The organism is Pseudomonas sp. MYb193 (genome assembly GCF_002966775.1).
Taxonomy (GTDB): Bacteria; Pseudomonadota; Gammaproteobacteria; order Pseudomonadales; family Pseudomonadaceae; genus Aquipseudomonas; species Aquipseudomonas paracarnis.
In genome coordinates this window covers 80,877-105,789 of record NZ_CP023269.1, presented here as the reverse complement: position 1 = coordinate 105,789, position 24,913 = coordinate 80,877, and the positions used below count along the sequence as shown (strand labels likewise).

Below are 24,913 nucleotides of genomic sequence, written 5' to 3'. Positions count from 1 at the left end.
CGACCACTCTCCAAATGTGGGAGCTGGCTTGCCTGCGATGACGGTGTCACAGCCATAAGAGATGTTGGCTGATACACCGCCATCGCAGGCAAGCCAGCTCCCACATTTTGTTCTGCGTCAACCTGAAGAACGGGTGCCTGCCCTTCATCAGCTGTTTTCTCAGCGAAAGCTGGCTGAAAGCTTCCCCGTCTAGGATCGCCCTCACTGCCGGCAACAGACCGGCTGTTAACAACAACAATGGTGATTCCCGATGTCCGCTCGTACCCGCCTGTTTGCACCAACTCCACCCGTACGCCTCGTGCCTTTCGTTCTGCGCTGACCGCCACTCGGTCCGCCATTCCCTAGCCGCGCTACGCCTGGAGTATTCCTATGCTGACTTTCCTTGGCTTTGCCATGGTCATCACGTTCATGTTCCTGATCATGACCAAGCGCCTGTCCGCGCTGATCGCCTTGATCATCGTGCCGATCCTGTTCGCGCTGTTCGGCGGTTTCGCACCGAAGATCGGCCCGATGATGCTCGAAGGCATCACCAAGCTTGCGCCGACCGGCGTGATGCTGATGTTCGCCATCCTATATTTTGCCTTGATGATCGACTCCGGCCTGTTCGACCCGGCCGTGCGCAAGATCCTCAAGATGGTCAAGGGTGACCCGCTCAAGGTGTCGGTCGGCACCGCGGTACTGGCCCTGGTGGTCTCTCTGGACGGTGACGGTGCCACCACCTACATGATCTGCGTCGCGGCCATGCTGCCGCTGTACCAGCGCATCGGCATGAGCCCAAGAATCATGGCCGGCCTGATCATTCTCGCCGGTGGCGTCATGAACATGACCCCCTGGGGCGGCCCGACGGCGCGCGCCGCCAGTGCGCTGCATGTAGACCCGTCGGACATCTTCGTACCGATGATCCCAGCCATGGCCGCCGGTGTGGTGGCGATCCTGGTGATTGCCTACATGTACGGCAAGCGCGAACGTGCGCGCCTGGGTGAGTTGCACCTGCAGGGCGACGAGATCGACCACAGCGAAATCAGCGTGTCGCAATTCCCCGACGCCCGCCGTCCGAAATTGATCTGGTTCAACGGCGCCCTGACCCTGGCGTTGATGTGCACCCTGATTGCCGGCCTGTTGCCGCTGCCGGTGCTGTTCATGGTGGCGTTCAGTATCGCCATGATCGTCAACTACCCATGCCTGCAGCAGCAAAAAGACCGCGTCGCGGCTCACGCCGGTAGCGTATTGGCGGTGGTGGGCTTGATCTTCGCCGCCGGTATCTTCACGGGCATCCTGTCGGGCACCGGCATGGTCGACGCCATGTCCAAGAGCCTGTTGGCGGTCATCCCAGAAGCGATGGGCCCTTACCTGGCGGTGATCACCGCGCTGGTAAGCATGCCGTTCACCTTCTTCATGTCCAACGATGCGTTCTACTACGGCGTACTGCCGGTACTGGCCGAAGCTGCCAGCCATTACGGCATCACCGCGGTGGAAATGGCGCGGGCGTCGATCGTCGGGCAACCCGTGCATTTGCTGAGCCCACTGGTACCCTCGACGTACTTGTTGGTTGCTCTGGCGGGTATCGAATTCGGCGATCACCAGCGCTTCACACTCAAGTGGGCAGTGTTGGTGTGCCTGTGCATAATGTTCGCCGCATTGCTGATGGGGATTTTTCCGCTGTTCAGCACTCTATAATCGTACCGACTCACTCACCGCGCGGCGCTACAGCTTGCGCGGTTAACACTTGCTCAAAGGAATACACATGGAATGGCTGACCAATCCGGAAATCTGGATTGCCTTCTTCACCCTGACGGCCCTTGAGATCGTCCTGGGCATCGATAACATCATCATGATTTCGATCCTGGTCAGCCGCATGCCCAAGCATATGCAGGCACGCACTCGGATCTTCGGCCTGGCGTTGGCCATGGTCACGCGCATCCTGTTGCTGCTGTCGATCACCTGGGTCATGCAACTGACTGCCGACCTGTTCGTGGTGTTTGGCCAGGGCATCTCCGGTCGTGACCTGATCCTGTTCTTCGGTGGCCTGTTCCTGCTGTGGAAAAGCTCCCAGGAGATGTACCACGCGCTGGAAGGTGAAGATGAAACCCACGACGAGCCCAAAGGCGCCGGTGGCAAGTTCATCTACACCATTATCCAGATCGCCATCATCGACATCGTGTTCTCCCTGGACTCGGTGATTACCGCCGTCGGCATGGTTTCCCATGTGCCGGTGATGGTCGCCGCCATCGTCGTTGCGGTATTGGTGATGATGCTGGCTGCCGGCACCATCAGCGAGTTCATCGACAAGCACCCGTCGCTGAAAATGCTCGCGCTGTCGTTCCTGCTGGTAGTGGGTACCGTGCTGATCGCCGAATCCTTCGACGTACACGTGCCAAAAGGCTACGTCTACTTCGCCATGGCGTTCTCGCTGGCAGTGGAAGCGGTGAACATCAAAATGCGTACCGCCATCGCGAAAAAGAAGAAGCAACAGGATCCAGTGAAACTGCGTAAAGATATTCCGGGTCAATAAACCTGACCCGCTGCTGAAATGGGGCGCTTGCGCCCCATTTTTTCGTCTGTCAAAAAGTTGATTTCATGACAGTTTTGTTTCAATCCCGAGTTTAGCTATGCGATGCTGGCGCAGAGCCCATTCGCCAACTACAGCTTAGGTACAAGACGTAGAGCGGCACGCGGTAACTTTCCTTCGCTCCTATTGGAGCGCACCCACACGGGGGGCCGAGCATGCTGACCTTGCTCAATCTGCTTTCCGCCGTGACCCTGCTGATCTGGGGCACGCATATCGTCCGAACCGGCATCCTGCGGGTCTACGGTTCCAACTTGCGCCAAGTCATCGGGCAGAACATGTCCAAGCGCTGGCTGGCATTTGTCGCCGGTATCCTGGTGACGGCCATGGTGCAAAGTAGTAACGCCACCGCGATGCTAGTGACTTCGTTTGTCGGCCAAGGGCTGATGAGCCTCACGCCGGCCTTGGCCACCATGCTTGGCGCCGACGTCGGTACGGCCTTGATGGCGCGGGTGCTGACGTTCGATTTGTCCTGGCTGTCGCCGCTGCTGATCTTTCTCGGGGTGATTTTCTTCCTGTCGCGCAAACAGACGCGGGTAGGGCAGTTGGGCCGGGTGGGGATCGGCCTTGGGCTGATCATTCTCGCGCTGCAATTGATCGTTGAAGCCGCCGGGCCCATCACCCATGCCCAGGGCGTCAAGGTGATCTTCGCCTCGCTGACCGGCGATATCTTGCTCGACGCCCTGGTCGGGGCACTGTTCGCGATGATTTCCTACTCCAGCCTCGCCGCCGTGCTGCTCACGGCCACCCTGGCCGGTGCCGGCGTGATCGGCTTGCACGTGGCCATCGGCCTGGTGATCGGCGCCAACATCGGCAGCGGTGTACTGGCCTTTCTCAGCACCAGCATGCAAAACACTGCCGGTCGCCAAGTGGCCCTGGGCAGCCTGTTGTACAAATTGATCGGTCTGTTGCTGATCATCCCGGTGCTCGACCCGCTCGTAGGCTGGATGGACGGCCTGGACTACAGCGTCCAGGGCATGGTCATCACCTTCCACCTGCTCTACAACGTCAGCCGTTGCCTGATCCTGTTACCCACCATCGGTCCCATGGCACGCCTGTGCGAATGGCTGCTGCCGGAACGCCCCGAAACCAATGGCAAGGCCAAGCCACGCCATCTGGACCTGGCCTCATTGAATACCCCAAGCCTGGCCCTGGCGAACGCCGCCCGCGAAACCCTGCGCCTGGGTGACTTGATCGACAATATGCTCACTTCGATGCAGGAAGTGCTGCGCGGCAATCAAACCGCCGTTACCCAAGAAATGCGCAGCCTGAGCGATGACGTCGAAGCGCTCTACAGCGCGATCAAACTCTACCTGGCGCAAATGCCCCGTGAAGACCTGAGTGAACAGGACAACCGCCGTTGGGCGGAGATCATCGAGCTGTCGATCAACTTGAAATTGGCGGGTGATTTGATCGAACGCATGCTGCGCAAGGTCCAGCAACAGAAGACCTCGCAGCGCCGGCAATTTTCCGAAGTGGGCCTGGAGGAACTCAGTGGCCTGCACAGCCAGTTGATCGCCAACCTGCGCCTGGGCTTGTCGGTGTTTCTAAGCGGCGACCCGGAAAGCGCCCGCCAATTACTGCGCGAAAAGCGCCGCTTCCGCGCCCAGGAACGCCGCCTGGCCCACGCCCATGTCAGCCGCCTGCAGCGCAAGATCGTGCAGAGCCTGGAAACCAGTTCCCTGCATCTGGAACTGATTGCCGACATGAAACGCTTGAACTCGTTGTTTTGCAGCAGTGCTTATGTAGTGTTGGAAACGTCCGACACTGGCGCGCTCTCCGCCGAAAGTATTGCCGACATCACCCATTCGCCCTGAACGTACGCCCGCGAGCGAAGTCAGTTAACAATGGACCTCATTCGCCAGGAAGCTTGTTATGCGCCGCCTGTTACTCGCCTGCCTGCTCTTGGGCTCGGTACACGCCTTTGCCTTTGACCGCCTGCAAGTCGAGGGCTACACCTTGCCCAATGGCTTGCAACTGCTGCTCAAACCGGGCACCGAGCGTGGGCATGTCGCTATTCGCCTGGTGGTTGGTGTGGGCCTGGACGATTTCAGTTGCGAAGAAAAAGAACTGCCGCACTTGTTCGAGCACTTGCTGTTCAGCGGTATCGACGGCGGCAGCGAAGGCGACCTCGAAGACCGCATGCAAGCCCTGGGCGGCGAGTGGAACGCCTACACCAGCAACGCCGACACCACCTTCGTGATCGAGGCGCCCGCGCAGAACCAACGCAAGGTGCTGGACCTGCTGCTGGCAATCCTCACGCGCACGCAACTGACCGACGCCCATATCAATGCCGCCAAGCAAGTGGTGGAGCGCGAAGACGGTGGCCATTATTCACACTTGCAACGCCTGCTGGATCGCCAGGACCTCGGTCACAGCGCCAGTAACCAATTGGCCGTCGAGCTGGGCCTCAAGTGCGCCGAACGCGCCGAGGTCAGCCACCTCACCCGCGACCAGTTGGAGAAGCTGCGCAAAGAATGGTACGCGCCGAACAACATGACCCTGATCGTCGTCGGCGATCTCGACAAACTGCTGCCCGCCTACCTGGAACGCACCTATGGTCAACTCGACCCAGTGGAGCCGAGCGAACATCGCCCCCTCCCGGAAATCCAGCACACCGCCGCCAGCCACCGCGACCTGATCCGCGGCTGGGTGGGCGATGGCGCCAAGCTGCACTGGCTGTTCCCAGAGCCTGTACTGGACGACCAGCATGATGAAACCTACAACCTGCTCAAGGACTACCTCGACTGGGCGCTTTACCGGCAACTGCGCCTCAAGCACGGTTTGTCCTACGGCCCGTGGGTGGAACGCGAAGTGCTCGGCGGCGTTGGGTTCCTCAGCCTGAATGCCGACCTTGAGCGAGAAAACCTCCCTGAAGCAGAGCAGGTCTTGCAAGACCTCAAGGCCCAGTTGCTCAAGGATGGCCTCGACCCAATAGTATTCACACGCCTGCAACAAGCCGCCATTGCCCGCCAAGCCTGGGCAGTGCAAGGCAACAGCGCACTGGCCGACTATTACTGGAGTGCGGCCGGCGACTACTCCAATGGACGTTTCAGCGACCCGGTCAAACGCATCAAGGCCGTGAGCCTGGCGCAAACCAACCAGGCCATGCGCGAAGCGTTCCAGCAGCCGGGCTACTGGCGCATCGAAAAACCGCTGTTGAGTTATGACGCCTTGACCTGGATCGGTGCGGGCGTACTGGGCCTGATCATCCTTGTTTTGATCGGCCTGAGGCTTTATCGCAAACCTGTTGAGTAATGAGGCGCAGAATATCGGGCCAAGGCGTTATTCTGTCTGAGATTTTTCCCACAACCAGTGAACCGCCCATGCCGAACTTGCCGCCCCTCATCCAGCGCGTTATAGAACTGATCAAGCGCTACCCAGGGGTGATTGCACTCGGCGGTTTCATCTCGGGGGTGGGCAGCTTCATCCTGGTAGACCGCCAGCAGGGCATGGCCAGCTGGATTGCGGTGATCATGCTGGTGAGCTGGTTGTGGCTGATGCTGGAGAACAGTTTTACGCAACTGTTCACCAAGGTCTTCAATCGCGAGATCCCTGAACCGCTGCTGCGCTACGCCACCCAGATGATCCACCAGGAAAGTCTGTTCTTCGTCCTGCCGTTCTTTTTCGTCACCACCGCCTGGAACAGCGGCCAATCGCTGTTCACTGGCCTGCTGGGTGCGGCGGCGCTGGTGTCGATCATCGACCCGCTGTATTACAAATGGCTGGCGCCCAAACGCTCGCTGTTCCTGGCCTTGCACACCCTGACCCTATTCGCCGCGTTGCTGACCGCACTGCCGATCATCATGCACCTGACCACCGCCCAGAGTTACAAACTGGCGTTGGGTGTGGCCATGGTCTTGTCGATCCCGAGCCTGGCCGTCAGCCTGCCGCTGCGCAGCCTCAAGGGCTGGGCCATGCTGCTGGGGGTAACGGCCGCCATCGGCTGCGCCGGCTGGTTCCTGCGCAGTTGGGTACCGCCCGCCACCCTGTGGATGACCGAAGTCGCCATCAGCACCCAACTGCAAGACCGCACGCCGGGCGACGACCTCAAGCAAGTCACCGCCGCCCAATTGCGCAGTGGTGGGCTGTATGCGTACACCGCGATCAACGCGCCACGCGGGCTGGATGAGCGGATCTACCATGTGTGGAAATTCAACGGCCAGGAAGTCGACCGCATTGCCCTGGACATCCATGGTGGGCGCAAGGAGGGCTATCGCGCCTGGACCCACAAGCAGAACTTCCCGGGTGACGCCGTGGGGCGCTGGCAGGTGCAGGTGCTCACCGAAGACGGCCAGGTCATCGGCGTTCTGCGCTTCAAGGTGATAGACACAGCACAAGCGGACAACCCAAAGTAAGCCGGATCGTGCTATTACGTAGCAATTGTGGATAGCCAAACAAGCTCGGAGCTTATGACCACTCGCACGACGGCCGGCGCGGCCCATCTTGATACGTCCAGCACCCCGCCTTCGCTACGGATTACCGGCGACTGGACGCTGGCCCACTACGCCCACCTGAAGAAGCTGTCGGCCACACTCGACGGCCAATACGACGCCGGCGCCCGCATTGACCTCAACGGCCTCGGTGCGCTGGATACCGCCGGCGCCTCGCTGCTGGTGGAGCTGCTGGGCCCTGCGCGCATCGAACATTCTGCCGAACAGACTGATTGCACCCTGGCAGCCGCCGACCGTGCCCTGCTCAAGACCGTCTACCGCTCCCTGAATGACTTTTGCGTACCGATCAAAGAGCCGGAAGAGGCCGCCGGTATTCAAGTGTTGGCTCGCATCGGCCGCGCAGTAGACACGGTCTGGCAAGACGCAATGAAGCTGTTGGGCTTTATCGGCCTGATCCTCGAAACCTTCGCCCGCGGTATTTGGCGGCCCAAGCGCTGGCGCCTGACGCCCATGGTCGCCCACATCGAACAGACGGGCCTGGATGCTGCGCCTATCGTCGCGCTGCTGACCTTTCTGGTAGGCGCCGTCGTGGCCTTCCTCGGCGCCACCGTGCTCAAGAGCTTCGGCGCGACGATCTTTACCGTGGACCTGGTGGCGTTCTCCTTCCTGCGTGAATTCGGCGTGTTGCTCACCGCAATCCTCATCGCCGGCCGTACCGCCAGTGCATTCACCGCGCAAATCGGCTCCATGAAAGCCAACGAAGAAATCGACGCCATCCGTACCCTGGGCCTGGACCCCATGGAGCTGTTGGTATTGCCGCGCGTGCTGGCGCTGCTGGTGGCGTTGCCGATGCTGACCTTCCTGGCGATGCTCTCGGGGATCGTCGGCGGTGGTGTGGTGTGTGCGGTGGCCCTGGATATTTCGCCGGCGATGTTTCTTTCGCTGCTGCAATCGGACATTGGCGTGCAGCACTTTCTGGTGGGCATGGTGAAGGCGCCGATCTTTGCCTTTTTGATCGCGGCCATTGGCTGCCTGGAAGGTTTCAAAGTCAGCGGCAGTGCCGAATCAGTCGGCGCGCATACCACGTCGAGCGTGGTGCAATCGATCTTTGTGGTGATTGTGCTGGATGCGGTCGCAGCGATGTTTTTCATGGAGATGGGCTGGTGAGTCGTCTACACCGTGCGCCCACCGAGGCGGTGATTGAAGTGCGTGGCTTGTGCAATCGCTTTGGCAGCCAAAGCGTGCATGAGAACCTCGACCTGGATTTGTACAAGGGCGAGATCCTGGCGGTGGTGGGGGGCTCTGGCAGCGGTAAATCCGTGTTGTTGCGCAGCATCGTTGGCCTGCGGCGCCCCAGCGAAGGCGAAGTGCGGGTGTTCGGCAAAAACCTGCCGAGCCTGCCTGAACATGAACGCTCACTGGTAGAACGCCGCTTTGGCGTACTGTTCCAGAAGGGCGCGCTGTTTTCCTCGCTGACGGTGACCGAGAACGTGGCCCTGCCATTGATCGAGCACGCCGGCCTCAGCCGCGCCGATGCCGAGCACTTGGCGGCGGTCAAGCTGGCCCTGGCAGGGTTGCCGCTGTCGGCGGCCGATAAATACCCGGCCTCGTTATCCGGCGGCATGATCAAACGCGCGGCCCTGGCCCGCGCACTGGCCTTGGACCCGGACATCCTGTTCCTGGACGAACCCACCGCCGGTCTCGACCCCATTGGCGCGGCGCAATTCGACCAACTGATCCTCACCCTGCGCGATGCGCTGGGCTTGAGTGTGTTCCTGGTCACCCACGACCTCGACACGCTGTACACCATCACCGACCGTGTGGCGGTGCTGGCGCAGAAGAAAGTGCTGGTGGCCGACGCCATCGATGTCGTTTCGGAAACGAACGACGCCTGGATTCACGAATATTTCCACGGCCCCCGGGGCCGCGCGGCATTGGATGCCGCTCAATCGCTCAACGAGGTATGACATGGAAACCCGAGCCCATCATGTGATGATCGGACTGTTCAGCGTAATTGTGGTGGTCGGCGCGATGCTGTTTGGCCTGTGGCTGGCCAAATCCAGCGTCGATACCGCCTTCCAGGATTACGAAGTGATCTTCAACGAAGCGGTCAGCGGCCTGTCCCAGGGCAGTGCGGTGCAGTACAGCGGCATCAAGGTGGGCGATGTCATCAGCCTGCGGCTGGACCCCAAAGACCCACGCCGCGTCCTGGCTCGTATCCGCCTGGCCGGGCAAACGCCAATCAAGGAAGACACCCAGGCCAAACTGGCCCTGACCGGTATCACCGGCACCTCGATCATCCAGCTCAGTGGGGGCACCCCGCAGAGCCCGGAGCTCAAGGGCAAGGACGGCAACCTGCCGGAAATCATCGCGTCGCCATCGCCTATCGCACGCCTGCTCAATAACAGCAACGACCTGATGACCAGCGTCAACCTGCTGCTGCACAACGCCAATCACCTGTTCTCGCGGGAAAACGTCGAACGCCTGAGCAACACCTTGGATAACCTGCAACAAACCACCGGCGCCATTGCCGAGCAACGCGGCGACATCAAGGTGGTGATGCAGCAATTGATGCAGGTGAGCAAACAGGCGGGCGCGGCGCTGGAGCAAACCACCGTGCTGATGCGCAGCGCCAATGGTTTGCTCAGTGAACAAGGCAAGCAAGCCTTCGGCAGCGCCGAGCAGGCGATGAAATCCCTGGAGCAAAGCACCGCCACCATCAATACCTTGCTGACCAATAACCAGGACTCGGTGAACAGCGGCATGCAGGGCCTTAACGAGCTGGCGCCAGCCGTGCGCGAGCTGCGTGAAACCCTCGGCTCGCTGCGCGCCATCTCTCGCCGCCTGGAAGCCAACCCCAGCGGTTACCTGCTGGGCAGTGACAAGAACAAGGAGTTCACGCCATGAAGCGTGCTTACCATATGATCGTCCCCATGGCCCTGGCACTGGTCAGCGCGTGCTCGATCCTGCCCAAGCCGGACCCATCGGACGTGTACCGCCTGGCGTCCGCCCAACCGGCCAGCCAAGGCACGCCGGTGAGTTGGTCGCTGCGCGTGACCAAGCCGCAGACCAGCGAGTTTCTCGATAGCCCGCGCATCGCCGTAGTGCCAAATGGCAACTTGATCAGCAACTACGCGAATTCACGCTGGAGCGACCCGGCGCCGGTGCTGCTGCGTAATCGCCTGCTGGATGGCTTCCAGCGCGACGGGCGCGTGACATTGTTGAGTACCGACGAGACCAACCTGCAAGCCGACTATGAACTGGGCGGGCAGTTGCAGGCGTTTCAGAGTGAGTATCGAGGCAAAGCGGTGGAGGTGGTGATTCGCCTCGACGCACGATTGGTGCGTGGGCGTGATCAAAGGATTATCGCCAGCCGCCGGTTTGAAGTGAGGCAGCCGGTGAGTGACGCCAAGGTGCCAGCGGTGGTGGCTGCTTTTGGCCAGGCTGGGGATCAGTTGAATACGCAGGTGGTGGATTGGGTAGTCAGTCAGGGCAATACCGCTCTGAAACCTTGAAGGCCTCATCGCAGGCCAGCCAGCTCCCACATTTTACTGTGTTCACACATCAAACTGTGGGAGCTGGCTTGCCTGCGATAACGATTGTGGCCTTAACCAAAAAACCAGTAGCACACCGAAATAGCCGCGACCACACCAGCAAACTCCGCGAACAACGCACATCCCACCGCATGCCGCGCCCGCTGGATGCCTACCGAGCCGAAGTACACAGCCAGCACATAAAACGTGGTTTCAGTACTGCCCTGTATCGTCGCCGCCACCAACGCCGCAAAGCTGTCCACACCCTGGGTCTGCATGGTCTCGATCAGCATCGCCCGTGCCGCACTGCCGGAGAACGGCTTGACCATCGCGGTCGGCAGAGCGTCGACAAAGCGCGTATCCAGGCCAGTCCAGGCCACCACATGGCGAATCCCTTCCAGGCCGAACTCCAAGGCGCCCGAGGCACGCAACACGCCAACCGCACACAGCATCGCCACCAGATAGGGCAGTAGGTTCTTGGCCACGTCGAAGCCTTCCTTGGCACCTTCGACAAAGGCCTCGTACACCTTGACCTTGCGCAACGCACCGATCACCAGGAACAGCATGATCAGGCCAAACAGCGTGAGGTTGCCCAGGATCGACGACAAACCGGCCAGCGCTGTGGCAGACAGGGTCGCCAGCAGCGCCATGAAGCCACCCAGTATCAACGCGCCGGGGATCAGATAGGCCAGCACCACAGGGTCCCACAGCCGCAGACGCTGCATCACCGCCACCGACAGCAGGCCCACCAGGGTTGAGGCGCTGGTGGCCAGCAGGATCGGCAGGAACACCAGCGTCGGGTCCGCGGCGCCTTGCTGGGCGCGGTACATGAAAATGGTCACCGGCAACAGCGTCAGCGAGGACGCGTTGAGCACCAGGAACAGGATCTGAGCGTTGGTCGCCGTATTGGGGATGGGGTTGAGTTCTTGCAGCGCCTTCATGGCTTTCAGGCCGATGGGCGTAGCAGCGTTATCCAGGCCCAGGCCGTTGGCGGCAAAGTTGAGGGTGATCAAACCGATCGCGGGGTGCCCGGCGGGCACTTCCGGCATCAGGCGGCGAAACAGCGGGCCGAGGGCCTTGGCCAGCCAATCGACGATCCCGGCTTTTTCGGCAATCCGCAGAAAGCCCAGCCATAACGTCAGGGTACCGAACAGCAGCACCATGACCTCCACCGACAATTTGGCCATGGCGAAAATGCTTTCGACCATCGCCGCGAAGATCCCGGCGTTACCGCCCACCAGCCATTGCGCCAGTGCTGACACCATTGCCACGACAAAGAAGCCAAGCCACAGGCCATTGAGCATCAGATAAGTCCCCCGAAAGATGGGGCGAATGATAACGGGGCTGGCAGAAACGACAAACCCCGGAATTTTCCGGGGTTTGTTTTCGATCAATCTGCAATCAGCTACGGGTGGCTTGTGCCGTAGGCAGGGCTTCCTTGCTGCGCCAGTGCGGCAGGGAATTCCAGTAGCGCTCGCCCTTGGCGTCGTCGTACATGCCTTCCCAACGGGAGATAACCAGTACGGCCAAGGCATTGCCGATCACGTTCAGGGCGGTACGCGCCATGTCCATCACACGGTCGACACCGGCGATAAACGCCAAGCCTTCCAGTGGGATGCCCACGCTGCCCAGCGTCGCCAACAACACCACGAAGGACACGCCCGGCACGCCGGCGATACCTTTGGAGGTCACCATCAGGGTCAGTACCAGCATCAGTTGCTGGCCGATCGACAGGTCGATGCCATACAACTGGGCAATGAAGATAGCCGCGATGCTCTGGTACAGAGTCGAACCGTCGAGGTTGAACGAATAGCCGGTCGGCACCACGAAGCTGCAGATCGCTTTCGGCGCGCCGTAGGCTTCCATCTTTTCGATCACACGCGGCAGCACGGTTTCGGAGCTGGCGGTGGAGTAAGCCAATACCAACTCATCTTTGAAGATGCGGATCAGCTTGAGGATCGAGAAGCCAAACAGGCGTGCGATCAAACCCAGGACCGCGAAGGCGAAGAACAGGATCGCGACGTAAACCAGGATCACCAGCTTGGCCAGCGGCAGCAGCGAGGCGAAGCCGAAGTTGGCGACCGTCACCGCGATCAGTGCAAATACACCGATAGGGGCGTACTTCATGATCATGTGAGTGACTTTGAACATGCTCTCGGACACGCCCTGGAACATGGTCACCAGCGGTTCGCGCAGTTCAGGCTTGAGGCTCGACAGGCCCAGGCCGAACAACACCGAGAAGAAGATGATCGGCAGCATCTCGCCTCGGGCGACTGCGGCGAAGATGTTCGAGGGGATCAGGTTGAGGATGGTCTCGATGAACGCGTGTTCATGCTGCACTTCGGCGGCAGTTGCCTGGTACTTGGAGATATCGACGGTACCCAGGGTACTCATGTCGATGCCAGCGCCTGGGTGGAACAGGTTGGCGAGCAACAGGCCCACCACGATGGCGATGGTGGTGACGATTTCGAAGTAGAGGATGGTTTTGACGCCGATACGACCGAGCTTTTTCGCGTCGCCCACACCGGCAATGCCGACGATCAGCGAAGAAATCACAATAGGGATCACGATCATCTTGATCAGGCGGATAAAGATATCGCCCGCCGGCTGCAACACATTGCTGATCCACCAGGCCTTTTCAGCACTGAAATGGTTGAGCACGGCACCGATTGCAATGCCCAGTACCAAACCGATGAGGATCTGCCAGGCGAGGCTTAGCTTTGCCTTCTTCATGTCATTACCCTTGCTTCAAGTGGACTTACGGCAAATGCGCCAGCTGCAACGCTCGAAAGCGAAAAAGTGTGTGCATCTGCCTCCATGGAAGGTCACCGCAGCGTGGCCGAAATGGCTTACTGGCAGGCGAAAAAAGGCGCAACTATTCCCATGCAAGGGAGCGACGTCTAATGCCGTAAACGCCTACCCTATGCCGAATCGGCATGGCTTTTTTTGAAAATATTCGTCCAAACGGTCAGTTCGTATCCGCCATTCGAGCGGGTGAATATGCCGTTAAGCAGCCAAATCAGGCTCGCGCAGAGATACTGGACGACTTCGATTGGCTGGCAAAAATGTCTGAGAAATCCATCACCTAGGGCCGGAAAGATCCTATAGCGCGATTGAAAAATTCTCGATAGATGGTCACGCCGACATACCCAGTAATGGTTGGCCAGACGCAAAAAACAAAACTGCGGCTATAGGCGGCATGAAACGCGGGAATGAGAGTCGTAAGCCCGCCGCAAGTTCAGCAAGCTTGAGGTCTTGTGAACTTGCGTCGCAGCTTTTCGCCTGACCCGGCCCTTGCGCAGGTACTCCCTGTACCCGTAGGTCACGCCGATCCTGATCGATCAGAGCAACCCGGCCCCCTGGTCATGCATCACTCAAGGAGCGATGCGAACAGAAAGAAGCACAAGGGCTTCCTTCTATGGACGCCGGCTCCGTCAGAAGGAACCTAGTACCAATTCGGATCTTTCTTGAGCTGTTCCATCAGCAGCTTTTGCATACCCTCGTCCGGCTTACCGAGGAAACGGTAATCGGCGTGCCGTGTCGGGGACTTGTCCGCTGGCAAACCCGCCGGGACTTCCACCAACATGGCGTAGGCATCTTCCTTGTCGAGGCTGAAGGCGACGATCAGGCGCTTGTTCAGGCATGTGTCTGCGGTTTCGCAGAGCGGCCCGACCAAGTACTTGTCGCCATCTTCCTCAACGGCATTCATTTGCTCAGCCGTGCCCGACAGGTTCATCACCCATTCAGGCAGGCGTTCCTCTTTCTTCACCACGTCTTGCCAGGTTTCACGGTACTGCGGATCTGCGCTGAGCAATTCGTTAGCCCGGGATTGGCCGTCGTTGGCGGCCATGGCCAGGCCGCTGCCGCCCAACAGCAGGGCGGCAGCAAGGGTTTTAAAAGGCAGGGTGACCATATTCAACCTCGGCCTTTGCGACCAAAGAAGAACGAAGCGATAAACATCACCAGGAAGACCACAAACAGGATCTTGGCGATGCCGGTGGCGGTGCCAGCGATACCACCGAAGCCCAGGACTGCAGCCACAATGGCGATGATCAGAAATGTGATTGCCCAACTCAACATGGTGATTCTCCTTATGCTTCTATAGGGGTAACAGCGGTGATGCCGTGCAGCCGCTCAACACGAGCGACGTTTTTGCCTAGAACACCCAACGGTCATGGGCCGGCAGTTCGTCCAGAGTGGAACCCTGGTCTACCAGGCTCAATTGCGGGGCAGTCACATCGACGCTGGCGCTGCCAATGGAACGGAAATGGGTCTGAGTCATGACGGGACGCTCAAATTGCGAGGCTGGCTGCGCACGCTCCTGCCAATGCTGCAACTGCTGGCCGGCAATTAACGTGACCATCAAGGCCAGGCTGGCGAACAGGCCCTGCTGCAAGCGCAGCGGCGATACACGCAAATGGCTGAGGCTTTGGCGAGTCATGCTGCATTACTCCCGCATTCTGATTATTCGTTCATGACGCTCTTGGGGGAGATATTGCAGAGTGCATGCCAGCTTTATTGCAAAATAAAACACAATAAAATCAAGCATTTACACTTGCTCGATAGATTCGTCGCCTAGCATCCTGCACGATGCCTCCTTGCAGGCCGTGCGAAATGCACGATGGTCGGGGGTCGGAACCAGACACCCAGCGCATACATCGAAGGATCGAAGGGTGAAAGGAAGGGAAAATGCCCTCAGACGTCGTCTGTAGGAAGGCGCGCAGATAGCTGCACGAAGAAGCCTTTTATGAATCAGAATAAACCATGCAACTTGCCCGATTATTCCGGGACTAAACACCATCACATTTATAGTTAAGGAGTGCGGGACAGATGGATTCAGCCAAGGAACTTCAAGGCCGCATTCTTTTAGTGGATGACGAATCCGCGATCCTGCGCACCTTCCGCTATTGCCTGGAAGATGAGGGCTACACCGTCGCCACCGCGAACAGCGCCGCCCAGGCCGATGCCCTGATGCAGCGTCAGGTGTTCGACCTGTGCTTCCTCGACCTGCGCCTGGGCGAGGACAATGGCCTGGACGTGCTGGCCCAGATGCGCGTGCAGGCTCCGTGGATGCGCGTGGTGATTGTGACCGCCCATTCGGCCGTGGATACCGCCGTGGACGCCATCCAGGCTGGCGCCGCCGACTACCTGGTCAAGCCTTGCAGCCCCGACCAACTGCGCCTGGCCACGGCCAAACAGCTGGAAGTGCGTCAGCTCTCTGCGCGGCTGGAAGCGCTGGAAGGCGAGGTGCGCCAGCCCAAAGACGGCCTGGACTCCCATAGCCCGGCAATGATGGTGGTGCTGGAAACCGCGCGGCAGGTGGCCGGGACGGACGCCAATATCTTGATTCTCGGCGAGTCCGGCACCGGTAAAGGTGAGTTGGCCCGGGCGATACACGGCTGGAGCAAGCGCTCGAAGAAGTCCTGCGTCACCATCAACTGCCCGTCACTGACCGCCGAACTGATGGAAAGCGAACTGTTCGGCCATAGCCGCGGCGCATTCACCGGCGCCAGTGAAAGCACCCTGGGCCGAGTGAACCAGGCGGACGGCGGTACGCTGTTTCTCGACGAGATCGGCGATTTCCCCCTCACGTTGCAACCCAAGTTGCTGCGGTTTATCCAAGACAAAGAGTATGAGCGCGTGGGCGACCCGGTCACCCGCCGCGCTGACGTGCGCATCCTCGCAGCCACCAACCTGAACCTGGAAGACATGGTGCGCGATGGCCGTTTCCGTGAAGACTTGCTCTACCGTCTGAATGTCATCACCTTGCACTTGCCCCCGCTGCGCGAACGCAGTGAAGACATCCTGACCCTGGCTGACCGCTTCCTTGCCCGCTTCGTCAAGGAATACGCACGCCCGGCGCGCGGCTTCAGCGATAATGCCCGCGAAGCGCTACTGAACTACCGCTGGCCCGGCAATATTCGTGAACTGCGCAACGTAGTGGAACGCGCCAGCATCATCTGCCCCCAGGAGAAGGTTGAGATCAGCCACCTGGGGATGGCTGAGCAACCGGCCAACAATGCACCGCGTATCGGGTCGGCTTTGAGCCTTGACGAGCTGGAGAAAGCCCATATCGGCGCCGTACTTGCGACCAGCGACACACTGGACCAAGCGGCCCGCACACTCGGCATCGATGCGTCGACGCTGTACCGCAAACGCAAGCAGTACAACCTTTGAACAGGACCTTATGAAGCTCGCGATGAAACTGCGCACCCGGTTATTCCTGAGCATCTCAGCCTTGATTACCGTGGCTTTGCTGGGGTTGGTCCTGGGCTTGGTCAGCGTCATGCAAATGGCCAAGACCCAGGAATCGCTGATCCGCAGTAATTTCATCACCCTGGACCTGGGGCTCAAATTGCGTCAGAGCCTGGGCGACCAGTTGATCATGATGCTGGAGAAGCGTCCCGACCCAGACGCCCTGCAAGCCTCCAAGCAGCATTATTTCGATCTGTTGGACCAGGGCATCGCCCATGAGCAGGTCGACGGCAAAAACCATGGTTTCAGCCAGGCACGCTCGGACTACCAGAATCTGCTCAAGGCGTTTGACCAATCCCAGCAGACATCACCGCCTGCGGGCAGCAAGGAAAAACTCACCGAGACCTTCAACATACTGCGCAACGGCTTGATCGCCGACCACAAGCGGGCCCTGGAAAATATCAGTACCAGTGAGCATAAATCCCGTGAGCGCGCCCTGTTGATAGCGGGCCTGCTCGGGCTGGTAGGGCTCGCGGTGCTGATCATCGGTTTCGTCACGGCCCATGGCATCGCCCGGCGTTTCGGTGGTCCCATCGAGGCCCTGGCCAAGGCCGCCGACAAGATCGGACAGGGCGACTTTGAAGTCACGCTGCCGATCTCCTCCGCAGCGGAAATGAACCTGTTGACCCGACGTTTCGGCATCATGGCCGAAGCGTTGCGCCAACATCAGGCCACTAACATCGATGAGCTGCTGGCCGGCCAACAGCGCCTGCAAGCGGTGCTCGACAGTATCGATGACGGCCTGTTGATGATTGATCGCCAAGGCTGCCTGGAGCACCTCAACCCTGTAGCGCAGCGCCAATTGGGTTGGGATGAGGAGCGGCTGGGTCAAGGCCTTGGTGAAGCCATGGGTCGTGCGGAAATGGATGAACAGCTGCAACTGGTGCTGCGCGGCGGCAACCTGGAGCGGGCCCCGGACGATCTGGAGGTGGAAGTCGAGGGTGAGTTGCGCCTGCTGACCTACAGCCTGACCCCGGTCAGCCATACACAGGGGCACATTCTCGGGGCCGTGATGGTGCTGCATGATGTGACTGAACAGCGCGCCTTCGAACGGGTGCGCAGCGAGTTCGTGTTGCGCGCCTCCCATGAGCTGCGCACGCCGGTTACCGGCATGCACATGGCCTTCGGCTTGTTCCGTGAGCGGGCCAAGTTCCCACCGGACTCCCGCGAGGCGGACCTGCTGGATACGGTGAATGAAGAAATGCAGCGCCTGATGCAGTTGATCAACGACCTGCTCAACTTCTCGCGCTACCAGAACGGCCTGCAAAAACTCACCCTGGGCACGTGCGATGTCACCGACTTGCTGGAGCACGCACGGGCTCGGTTTGCTGAGCCTGCGAACGCCCAGCACATTGAGTTGCTGGTAGAAGCTCAACCTGAGTTGCCACGGCTGTATGCCGACCAAGTGCAACTGGAGCGGGTGCTCGACAACCTGCTGGGCAATGCCCTGCGCCACACCGCCGAAGGCGGGCAGATTCGTCTGCAGGCACGACGGCATGGCGAGCGGGTGATTATCAGCGTCGAGGATAACGGCGAAGGCATTGCCTACGGCCAGCAAGGGCGGATCTTCGAACCCTTTGTACAGGTGGGCCGCAAGAAAGGCGGTGCGGGCCTGGGGTTGGCACTGTGCAAGGAAATCGTGCAATTGCACGGCGGCCGCATGGGTGTGTACTCACGGCCAGGGCAGGGTACGCAGTTCTATATGGCATTGCCCCTGTAGGAGCGAGCTTGCTCGCTCCTACCTGTACACCATCAGCGGTGATTCAAGGTACTCAGGATCGCGGCGCTTTCAGCATCTGGGGTGCCGTCAAACAATGACGGGCGAAAGCGCATCTGGAACGCAGCGATGACGTGCCGGGTGGCCACATCCAGCTCACCGGTCTGCGGCGTCTGGTAGCCCAGGCGCGCCAGCTCTTCCTGGAACCAGGTAATGCTCGGCAACTGCGCGGCGTACTGCCCCTGGAACCGGGCCACTGCCTGGGCATCCGGCCACACGGCCAGACCTTCTGCCGCCAAGCGTTTCCAGGGGAACAACGGGCCTGGGTCCAGCTTGCGCAGTGGGGCGATGTCGCTGTGCCCGATGATGTTCTTGGGGTCGATGCCATTGCGCTTGCTGATGTCCTTGAGCAGCACGATCAGCGACTGCACCTGCGCTTCGGAATACGGGTACCACACACGCCCAGTCGGCGTATCACTGAACCCTGGGTTGACGATCTCGATGCCGATGGAGCTGGAGTTGAGCCAGGTGCGCCCCATCCACTCGCTTTCCCCGGCGTGCCAGGCGCGCTGGCTTTCATCTACCAGCTTGTAGATGGTGCCGGAGGCGTCGTCGCCGATCAGGTAATGGCTGCTGACCTGGCCATGGGTCAACAGCGCCAGGGAACGTTCAAGGTTGGTCGAGGTGTAATGCACCACAACGAACTGCACGCGGTTGTCGTGGTTAACCGAAGGATGGCTGGTGTTCAGGCGCGGGCCACTGGCGCAGCCGGCGAGCAGAAGAAACGCTAAAGCGATATACAAGGATTTCATGGCGAGAGGCATTACACTGAAAGACGATAATGCAACAGTGTAACGTAAGGTTCATGGCTAGGCGGTCAAATCACAAAATGGAACATCTTTTATGCCGCCTGCACCTGATTACGCCCCGCAGCCTTTGCCCTGTAGAGTGCCTCGTCGGCACGCTTGAGCGCCAGGTCACTGCGCTCGCCGGCCTGAAACTGCGCCACGCCCATGGACACCGTGATCGTTACCGGCTCGCCCTTGAAGTGGAACGGGCACGCTGCAATGGCCTCACGCAATACTTCACCTACGGCCAGGGCATCCGCCAAAGCTGAGTCGGGCATGAGCAGCACAAACTCTTCACCCCCAAAACGCGCGATGAAGTCCGTCGGCCGCAGGCGCTTGCTCAGCACATTGGCGATGATCTTCAAGACTTTGTCCCCTGCCAGGTGACCGTAGCCGTCGTTGATGCGCTTGAAGTGGTCCAGGTCGAGCATGGCCAGCGACAGGCTGTTACCCCGCTGATGCCAGGCGTTGACCTCATAATCGAGGCGTTCGCTCCACGACGCACGGTTGGGCAGCCCGGTGAGCGGATCGATCAAGGCCTTCTGGCGCTGTACCTCCAGGTGCTCGCGGTAGCCCTGGGCTTCCTGTTCCATATGGGCCACGCGTTCAGCCAGGCCTTTGAGGCGTGCGGCCACTTCCTGTTCGCGCAGGTCACGCTGTTGCTGGTGTTCATCCATGGTGCCGAGCAAGCCCTCAAGATGGCTTTCGAGCACCTGCTTGAGGCCGTCCAGGTCGGCGGCGTCCTGCACGCTGCTTTGCAGGCCGTCGACCTGCTCGCGAATCTGTGTGTCCAGCTCCCGTGCGGCCAGGCTGCTGTCGGCGTGGCCCTCGCTGGCGACCTGCAGATGACCCTGGAATGCCTCGAGACGCTCGTTGAGCTGCTTGAGATAAGCCTCGAACTCATGCTGACCACTGTCGGTGACCGCCAGCATCAGCACGGCCAGGTCATCGAGGATCGGCAGCAGTTCGTACCAATTCAAACCATGGGCGAGACGCTCACGCATCGCCTCGGCCTGGGGCTGGTGACGTTCGGGCAGGGAAAGATCTTCCAGCAGGCCAAGCAAAGTGCCTTCAATGTGCTTGGCCACCGAACTGTAGGACGGTTCAGGAGAATCGGGCAGGGCGTAGGTGCCGTCCGGTTGCAGTTCGTCGGGCTCGGGGCTTTCCAGCACAGGGGGCAGCGACAGGCTGCCGATGGTGGTCTCATCCGGTGTTTCGACTGGAACCGGCGGCGGTTCGATAAAGGCGGCGAGTGCGCTTTCGTGAGCAGGCTCCGCAACCGGTGGCGTCTGCACGTCGAGTTCAGATAATTGCGCAGGCGCCCCAATCGACGGCAGCTCTGGAGCGTCGAATATCGGCGTTTCGCTGGCGACCTCTTGCCCTTCGGCCGCTGCAACAGGCGCAGGCTTCAAGGCCACGGGCGTGGGTGACAGCGGTGCAAAGGCACGCAAGGCTTGGGTCAGCTCTTCCGATTGCGCAGGTTCTTCCGATTCGGGTGCGGGTTTGGGCGCTGCAGGCTTTGGCGCTGCCAATTGCATTGCCGGCAGTGGCTCAGCGTCAACCGGGAGTGCTTCACTGGCGGCCTCCTTACTACCGAACAGGCGTTGCAACAGGCCCGGGCCTGGGCGTGCGGTATCGCCTTCAGGCTCCAGATTATTCAGCGCCTGCCCCTGCAGGCTGCTCAGCTCACTGAGTAGCAGGGGTATCTCCCGCGCTTGTGCCACGCGACCATCGAGTTGCTTGGCGAAGGTTTTCAGCGGGCGAGCCACCTCGCGGGGCAACGGCAGCTTTTGCAACTGGGTGACCAAGGCGGTGAGCGCGGTGCTGATCTGGTCGACACGGGTTTCGCGGCGCTGCTCCGAATCCAGCACGGCCTTTTCCAGGCGCGGCAGTAAAGCGGCGAGGGCAGCATCCATGTCGTCCGTGCGCACGACATCGCGCATTTCCTTCATGCATTGATCGACGGCGCGGTCGGTGCCTTCGGCGGCCAGCGTGCTGCGCACCAGCCCGCGGCGCAGCAAATCGAGGCGGGCAGCCCAGCGGCGTTCGAGTTTGTCTTGTTGCTCGATGCTCTGGAGGTATTTCTCTTTCCAGCGCTGGGCGTCGTCGCTCATGCAAGGGGTCCGCGAGGGCCTGGGCTCAACGCGGGTAATGCATCAGCCGTGAGCGAACCCGGCAGACGAATCTCTACCGCGACCGGCAGGTGATCGGAAATGGGCTGCGCTAGCACCTGCACACTTTCCAGTGTGAGGCTTGGGCTGAGCAGGATATGGTCAAGACAGCGCTGCGGGCGCCAGCTGGGAAACGTGGCTTCGACTTGCGGCGCCAATAACCCCAGGTCGCGCAGCGGAGAATTCTGCAGCAGGTCGTTGGCATGGGTGTTCATGTCACCCATGAGCACCTGATGCTTATAGTTGCCAATCAATTCACGCACGTAGGCCAGTTGCAGGTTGCGCGTACGCCCCCCGAGGGCCAGATGCATCATCACCACCACCAAGGCTTCCGGGCCTTCGCCAAAACGCACAAGGATCGCCCCGCGCCCTTTGGGGCCTGGCAGGGGGTGATCTTCAATTGCAGTGGGTTTGAGACGGCTGAGCACGCCGTTGCTGTGCTGTGCCAGGCGCCCTAGATTACGGTTGAGTTGCTGATACCAGTATGGAAAAGCCCCCAACTGAGCCAGGTGTTCCACCTGGTTGATATAGCCGGAGCGCAGGCTGCCGCCGTCGGCTTCCTGCAGGGCGACCAAGTCGAAGTCACTTAGCAGGTCGCCGATTTTCTGCAGGTTACCGGTACGCCCCTTGTGGGGCAGCAGATGCTGCCAGCCACGCGTGAGGTAGTGCCGATACTTCTCGGTACTGTTGCCCACCTGGATATTGAAGCTGAGCAGGCGCAAGCGGCTGTCTGCCGGCAGGCCCGTGGACTCCAGGTGATGCTCGTTGACCTGCGGTTCATGCAGGCCAACGACACGCTCGGTACCCCAGCGGCGCATGGCGAGCCCCTTACTTGGCAGCGCGTTCTTTGGCAATCAGTTGGTCAGCAACGTTCAGGGTCGCTTCAGGACCACCGGTGCTGCCCAGGTCGAAACGGTATTTGCCGTTGACGATCAGAGTTGGAACGCCTTGCACGCCGTACTTCTGCGCGAGTTCCTTGGCCTGTTTGATCTGGCCCTGGATAGCGAAGGAGTTAAAGGTCGCCAGGAACTTGTCCTTGTCGACACCTTGAGTAGCAACGAATTCAGCCATTTCGTCCGGCTTGGTCAGGCGCTTGCCTTGTTTCTGGATCGCTTCGAAGACGGCATTGTGGACCTTGTGCTCAACACCCATGGCTTCCAGGGTCAGGAACAGTTGGCCGTGGGCGTCCCATGGGCCACCGAACATGGCAGGAATGCGACGGAAGTTAACGTCCTTGGGCAGCTTTTCAGCCCATGGGTTGATAGTCGGCTCGAAGGCGTAGCAATGCGGGCAGCCGTACCAGAACAGCTCCACCACCTCGATCTTGCCGGGTACCGCAACCGGAACCGGGTTAGCCAGTTCAACATAGGTTTTACCGGCTTCAAGCGGCACATCGGCAGCTTGAGCGGTCATGCCGAAGAGGCTGGCAGTGACGAGAGCGGCGCTGAGGATCAGATTACGCATGCTTTACTCCTGGACAAATAAAGTCGCCTCACGCGACCTTTGTTGTGACAGGTCTACGCGGACATGAGTTCGTTAGTGTAACGGCAGCGGCCACAAAAAAGGGCGGCCTGAGCCACCCTTTTTATGCTTGCATCGCGGGATTAATCGAGCGTTAACGCCCAGCCCCGTCAGTGCAGGCCCTGGATATAACTGGAGAGGGCTGCGATGTCTTCGTCGCTCAGCTTGCGAGCGATGGTGCGCATGGTCATGGCGTCCCCATCGTTGGCCCGGCCGGCTTCTTCTTTGCGGAAGTCGGTCAACTGTTTGGCGATGTAGGTGGCATGCTGGCCGCTCAGGTGCGGGAAGCCTGCGGCAGCGTTGCCTGCGCCATTGGGCGAGTGGCAACCGGTGCAGGCGGGCAAGCCTTTTTCCAGGTTACCGCCACGGAACAACTGCTCTCCGCGGGCGACCAATTTAGGATCGGCAGCTCCCACGCTACCCTTCTGGCTGGCAAAATATGCCGCAAGGTCCGCCAGGTCCTGATCGTTGAGATTGGTCAGCAGGCCGGTCATTTCCAGCACCGTGCGCTTGCCGTCCTTGATGTCGTGCATCTGCTTGCTCAGGTAGCGTTCACCCTGGCCGGCCAGTTTGGGGAAGTTCGGCGCCGGGCTGTTACCATCCGGCCCGTGGCAGGCACCACACACGGCGGCCTTCGCTTGACCGGCAGTGGCATCACCTTTGACGGGGCCCTCTGCAGCGGCGGCAGCGCCTGTGATGCCCAAGGTCAACAGCAGACTCACGATCAGTTTGTTCATCAGCTAATCCAACTACGGCTAAGGGTTTAAGAGTTATCTACCGGGTTTACTCACCATCAAATCAATGACGGCCTGGTAATCCTCAGTACTGCAGTCCATGCACAAACCACGCGGCGGCATTGCCTTGAAACCCTGGGTCACGCACTGCGTCAGCCTGACCATGCAAACTCGGTTGATCCTGTGTAGCCTGAGCGCCGTAAAGCGGAATCAGGGCAGCAGAAGCGAGCAACCGTCGGTCCATACATCGACCTATTCAGGGTTTGAGAGCGTTTTGCGTTCTAATGCGCAATAAAGGTCTTTCGCTCCCGTGAACCTCATCCTTCGCTGGGACAAAGCACACACAAAATCTGCGGCATTATATACTGGCGCTACTGAAACGGAAACGACACCGCTTGCCGCACCCTTTCTCGGCACCGCCCACATCGGAAATCTCATGCAACTCAAGAACCCCATCCTCGGCCTGTGCCAACAGTCCACCTTCATGCTCAGCGCCGCCAAAGTGGACCAATGCCCCGATGACGAGGGCTTTGAAGTCGCCTTTGCCGGCCGTTCCAACGCCGGTAAATCCAGCGCACTGAACACCCTGACTCACGCCAGCCTGGCGCGCACCTCGAAAACCCCGGGCCGCACGCAACTACTCAATTTCTTCAAGCTAGACGATGATCGGCGTCTGGTCGACCTGCCGGGCTACGGTTATGCAAAAGTACCTATCCCGCTGAAGCTGCACTGGCAGCGTCACCTTGAGGCTTACCTGGGCGGTCGCGAGAGTTTGAAGGGTTTGATCCTGATGATGGACATCCGCCATCCAATGACCGACTTCGACTTGCTGATGCTCGACTGGGCTCTCGCCAGCGGCATGCCGATGCACATTTTGCTGACCAAGGCCGACAAGCTCACCTACGGCGCAGCCAAGAACACCCTGCTCAAAGTGCAGTCCGAAATCCGTAAGGGCTGGGGCGATACCATCACGATTCAGCTGTTCTCCGCCCCCAAGCGCATGGGCCTTGAAGAGGCCTACACCGTGCTGGCCGGCTGGATGGCATTGGCGGACAAGGGCGCAGAAATCGCCGAGTAACTTTTCTGCGGGCAAAAAAAACCCCGGACTTCTTTTGGGGAGGGGAAGTTCGGGGTTCAAGTTCCGGACCGCTAGGGCGGGGTCTGGAATTATCTG

At 60.0% G+C, this 24,913-nt stretch carries 23 protein-coding genes and 1 pseudogene; 13 read left to right on the top strand and 11 right to left on the bottom strand.

Going from position 1 to position 24,913, the window contains the following annotated elements; all coding sequences use genetic code 11:
• The first annotated feature begins 369 nt into the window (after positions 1 to 369).
• From CLM72_RS00500 to lptE, 9 genes are all read left to right on the top strand, one after another.
• On the top strand, positions 370 to 1,677 hold the full coding sequence (locus CLM72_RS00500; protein ID WP_003187405.1) for a CitMHS family transporter: 1,308 nt from the start codon (positions 370 to 372) through the stop codon (positions 1,675 to 1,677).
• Positions 1,678 to 1,744: 67 nt separating this feature from the next.
• A complete protein-coding gene (locus CLM72_RS00495) occupies positions 1,745 to 2,512 on the top strand; it encodes a TerC family protein (RefSeq protein ID WP_014716354.1) in 768 nt (255 codons plus the stop codon).
• A gap of 212 nt (positions 2,513 to 2,724) precedes the next feature.
• Positions 2,725 to 4,383: a Na/Pi cotransporter family protein gene (locus CLM72_RS00490; protein ID WP_105225311.1), complete on the top strand. Its 1,659-nt coding sequence runs from the start codon at positions 2,725 to 2,727 to the stop codon at positions 4,381 to 4,383.
• Between the two features lie 58 nt (positions 4,384 to 4,441).
• Complete coding sequence (locus tag CLM72_RS00485; protein WP_105225310.1) at positions 4,442 to 5,824, top strand: pitrilysin family protein; 1,383 nt, start codon at positions 4,442 to 4,444, stop codon at positions 5,822 to 5,824.
• A gap of 68 nt (positions 5,825 to 5,892) precedes the next feature.
• Entirely contained in the window at positions 5,893 to 6,924 is a 1,032-nt protein-coding gene (locus tag CLM72_RS00480) for a DUF5924 family protein (RefSeq protein ID WP_003187399.1), read from the top strand.
• 54 nt (positions 6,925 to 6,978) lie between these two features.
• Positions 6,979 to 8,127 carry an ABC transporter permease gene (locus tag CLM72_RS00475; protein ID WP_034129245.1) on the top strand — a complete coding sequence of 383 codons (1,149 nt, stop codon included), beginning with the start codon at positions 6,979 to 6,981 and terminating at the stop codon, positions 8,125 to 8,127.
• On the top strand, positions 8,124 to 8,927 hold the full coding sequence (locus tag CLM72_RS00470; protein WP_003187395.1) for an ABC transporter ATP-binding protein: 804 nt from the start codon (positions 8,124 to 8,126) through the stop codon (positions 8,925 to 8,927). The genes CLM72_RS00475 and CLM72_RS00470 overlap by 4 nt, the downstream gene beginning before the upstream one ends.
• A gap of 1 nt (position 8,928) precedes the next feature.
• Positions 8,929 to 9,867, top strand: coding sequence for an MlaD family protein (locus tag CLM72_RS00465; RefSeq protein ID WP_003187394.1), 939 nt, complete (start codon positions 8,929 to 8,931; stop codon positions 9,865 to 9,867).
• Complete coding sequence (gene lptE / locus CLM72_RS00460) at positions 9,864 to 10,475, top strand: LPS assembly lipoprotein LptE (RefSeq protein ID WP_105225309.1); 612 nt, start codon at positions 9,864 to 9,866, stop codon at positions 10,473 to 10,475. Before CLM72_RS00465 ends, lptE begins: the two co-directional genes overlap by 4 nt.
• A 92-nt stretch (positions 10,476 to 10,567) precedes the next feature.
• Here lptE and CLM72_RS00455 read toward each other — a convergent pair whose 3' ends face one another.
• Positions 10,568 to 11,797, bottom strand: a complete 1,230-nt coding sequence (locus CLM72_RS00455; RefSeq protein ID WP_105225308.1) for a nucleoside recognition domain-containing protein — start codon at positions 11,795 to 11,797, stop codon at positions 10,568 to 10,570.
• 97 nt (positions 11,798 to 11,894) lie between these two features.
• Entirely contained in the window at positions 11,895 to 13,226 is a 1,332-nt protein-coding gene (gltP, locus tag CLM72_RS00450) for a glutamate/aspartate:proton symporter GltP (RefSeq protein WP_003187390.1), read from the bottom strand.
• Positions 13,227 to 13,429: 203 nt separating this feature from the next.
• Between gltP and CLM72_RS28645 the strand changes: the two genes are divergently transcribed.
• Positions 13,430 to 13,582 (top strand): hypothetical protein, encoded by a 153-nt coding sequence (locus CLM72_RS28645; RefSeq protein WP_158688674.1) that lies wholly within the window; start codon positions 13,430 to 13,432, stop codon positions 13,580 to 13,582.
• Positions 13,583 to 13,938: 356 nt separating this feature from the next.
• Here the strand turns inward: CLM72_RS28645 and CLM72_RS00445 are convergent, their stop codons facing one another.
• The 3 genes from CLM72_RS00445 to CLM72_RS00435 form a co-directional block, all read right to left on the bottom strand.
• Positions 13,939 to 14,406, bottom strand: a complete 468-nt coding sequence (locus CLM72_RS00445) for an inhibitor of vertebrate lysozyme family protein (RefSeq protein ID WP_105225307.1) — start codon at positions 14,404 to 14,406, stop codon at positions 13,939 to 13,941.
• A 2-nt stretch (positions 14,407 to 14,408) separates the two neighbouring features.
• Entirely contained in the window at positions 14,409 to 14,573 is a 165-nt protein-coding gene (locus CLM72_RS00440) for a DUF1328 domain-containing protein (protein ID WP_003187386.1), read from the bottom strand.
• 76 nt (positions 14,574 to 14,649) lie between these two features.
• Positions 14,650 to 14,934, bottom strand: a complete 285-nt coding sequence (locus CLM72_RS00435) for a hypothetical protein (RefSeq protein WP_105225306.1) — start codon at positions 14,932 to 14,934, stop codon at positions 14,650 to 14,652.
• Between the two features lie 389 nt (positions 14,935 to 15,323).
• Between CLM72_RS00435 and algB the strand changes: the two genes are divergently transcribed.
• Together algB and CLM72_RS00425 are read left to right on the top strand one after the other, a co-directional pair.
• Positions 15,324 to 16,670 (top strand): sigma-54-dependent response regulator transcription factor AlgB, encoded by a 1,347-nt coding sequence (algB, locus tag CLM72_RS00430; RefSeq protein WP_034129241.1) that lies wholly within the window; start codon positions 15,324 to 15,326, stop codon positions 16,668 to 16,670.
• Positions 16,671 to 16,680: 10 nt separating this feature from the next.
• Positions 16,681 to 18,468 carry an ATP-binding protein gene (locus CLM72_RS00425; RefSeq protein ID WP_054897229.1) on the top strand — a complete coding sequence of 596 codons (1,788 nt, stop codon included), beginning with the start codon at positions 16,681 to 16,683 and terminating at the stop codon, positions 18,466 to 18,468.
• A gap of 32 nt (positions 18,469 to 18,500) precedes the next feature.
• Here CLM72_RS00425 and CLM72_RS00420 read toward each other — a convergent pair whose 3' ends face one another.
• The 6 genes and pseudogenes from CLM72_RS00420 to CLM72_RS29125 all read right to left on the bottom strand — a co-directional run bounded on the left by CLM72_RS00420 (position 18,501) and on the right by CLM72_RS29125 (position 23,983).
• Positions 18,501 to 19,277 carry an N-acetylmuramoyl-L-alanine amidase gene (locus tag CLM72_RS00420; protein ID WP_105225305.1) on the bottom strand — a complete coding sequence of 259 codons (777 nt, stop codon included), beginning with the start codon at positions 19,275 to 19,277 and terminating at the stop codon, positions 18,501 to 18,503.
• Positions 19,278 to 19,366: 89 nt separating this feature from the next.
• On the bottom strand, positions 19,367 to 21,427 hold the full coding sequence (locus tag CLM72_RS00415; protein ID WP_105225304.1) for a GGDEF domain-containing protein: 2,061 nt from the start codon (positions 21,425 to 21,427) through the stop codon (positions 19,367 to 19,369).
• Positions 21,424 to 22,302: an endonuclease/exonuclease/phosphatase family protein gene (locus tag CLM72_RS00410; RefSeq protein WP_003187377.1), complete on the bottom strand. Its 879-nt coding sequence runs from the start codon at positions 22,300 to 22,302 to the stop codon at positions 21,424 to 21,426. The genes CLM72_RS00415 and CLM72_RS00410 overlap by 4 nt, the downstream gene beginning before the upstream one ends.
• A 10-nt stretch (positions 22,303 to 22,312) precedes the next feature.
• The gene (dsbA, locus tag CLM72_RS00405) at positions 22,313 to 22,948 is read right to left on the bottom strand and encodes a thiol:disulfide interchange protein DsbA (protein WP_105225303.1); all 636 of its coding nucleotides are present in this window, start codon (positions 22,946 to 22,948) and stop codon (positions 22,313 to 22,315) included.
• Between the two features lie 167 nt (positions 22,949 to 23,115).
• Positions 23,116 to 23,742, bottom strand: coding sequence for a cytochrome c4 (locus CLM72_RS00400; RefSeq protein ID WP_105225302.1), 627 nt, complete (start codon positions 23,740 to 23,742; stop codon positions 23,116 to 23,118).
• Between the two features lie 33 nt (positions 23,743 to 23,775).
• Positions 23,776 to 23,983, bottom strand: a pseudogene (locus CLM72_RS29125) (cytochrome).
• 192 nt (positions 23,984 to 24,175) lie between these two features.
• On the opposite strand from CLM72_RS29125, the gene yihA reads away from it, so the two are divergent.
• A complete protein-coding gene (gene yihA, locus CLM72_RS00390; protein ID WP_105225301.1) occupies positions 24,176 to 24,817 on the top strand; it encodes a ribosome biogenesis GTP-binding protein YihA/YsxC in 642 nt (213 codons plus the stop codon).
• Positions 24,818 to 24,913 lie beyond the last annotated feature (96 nt).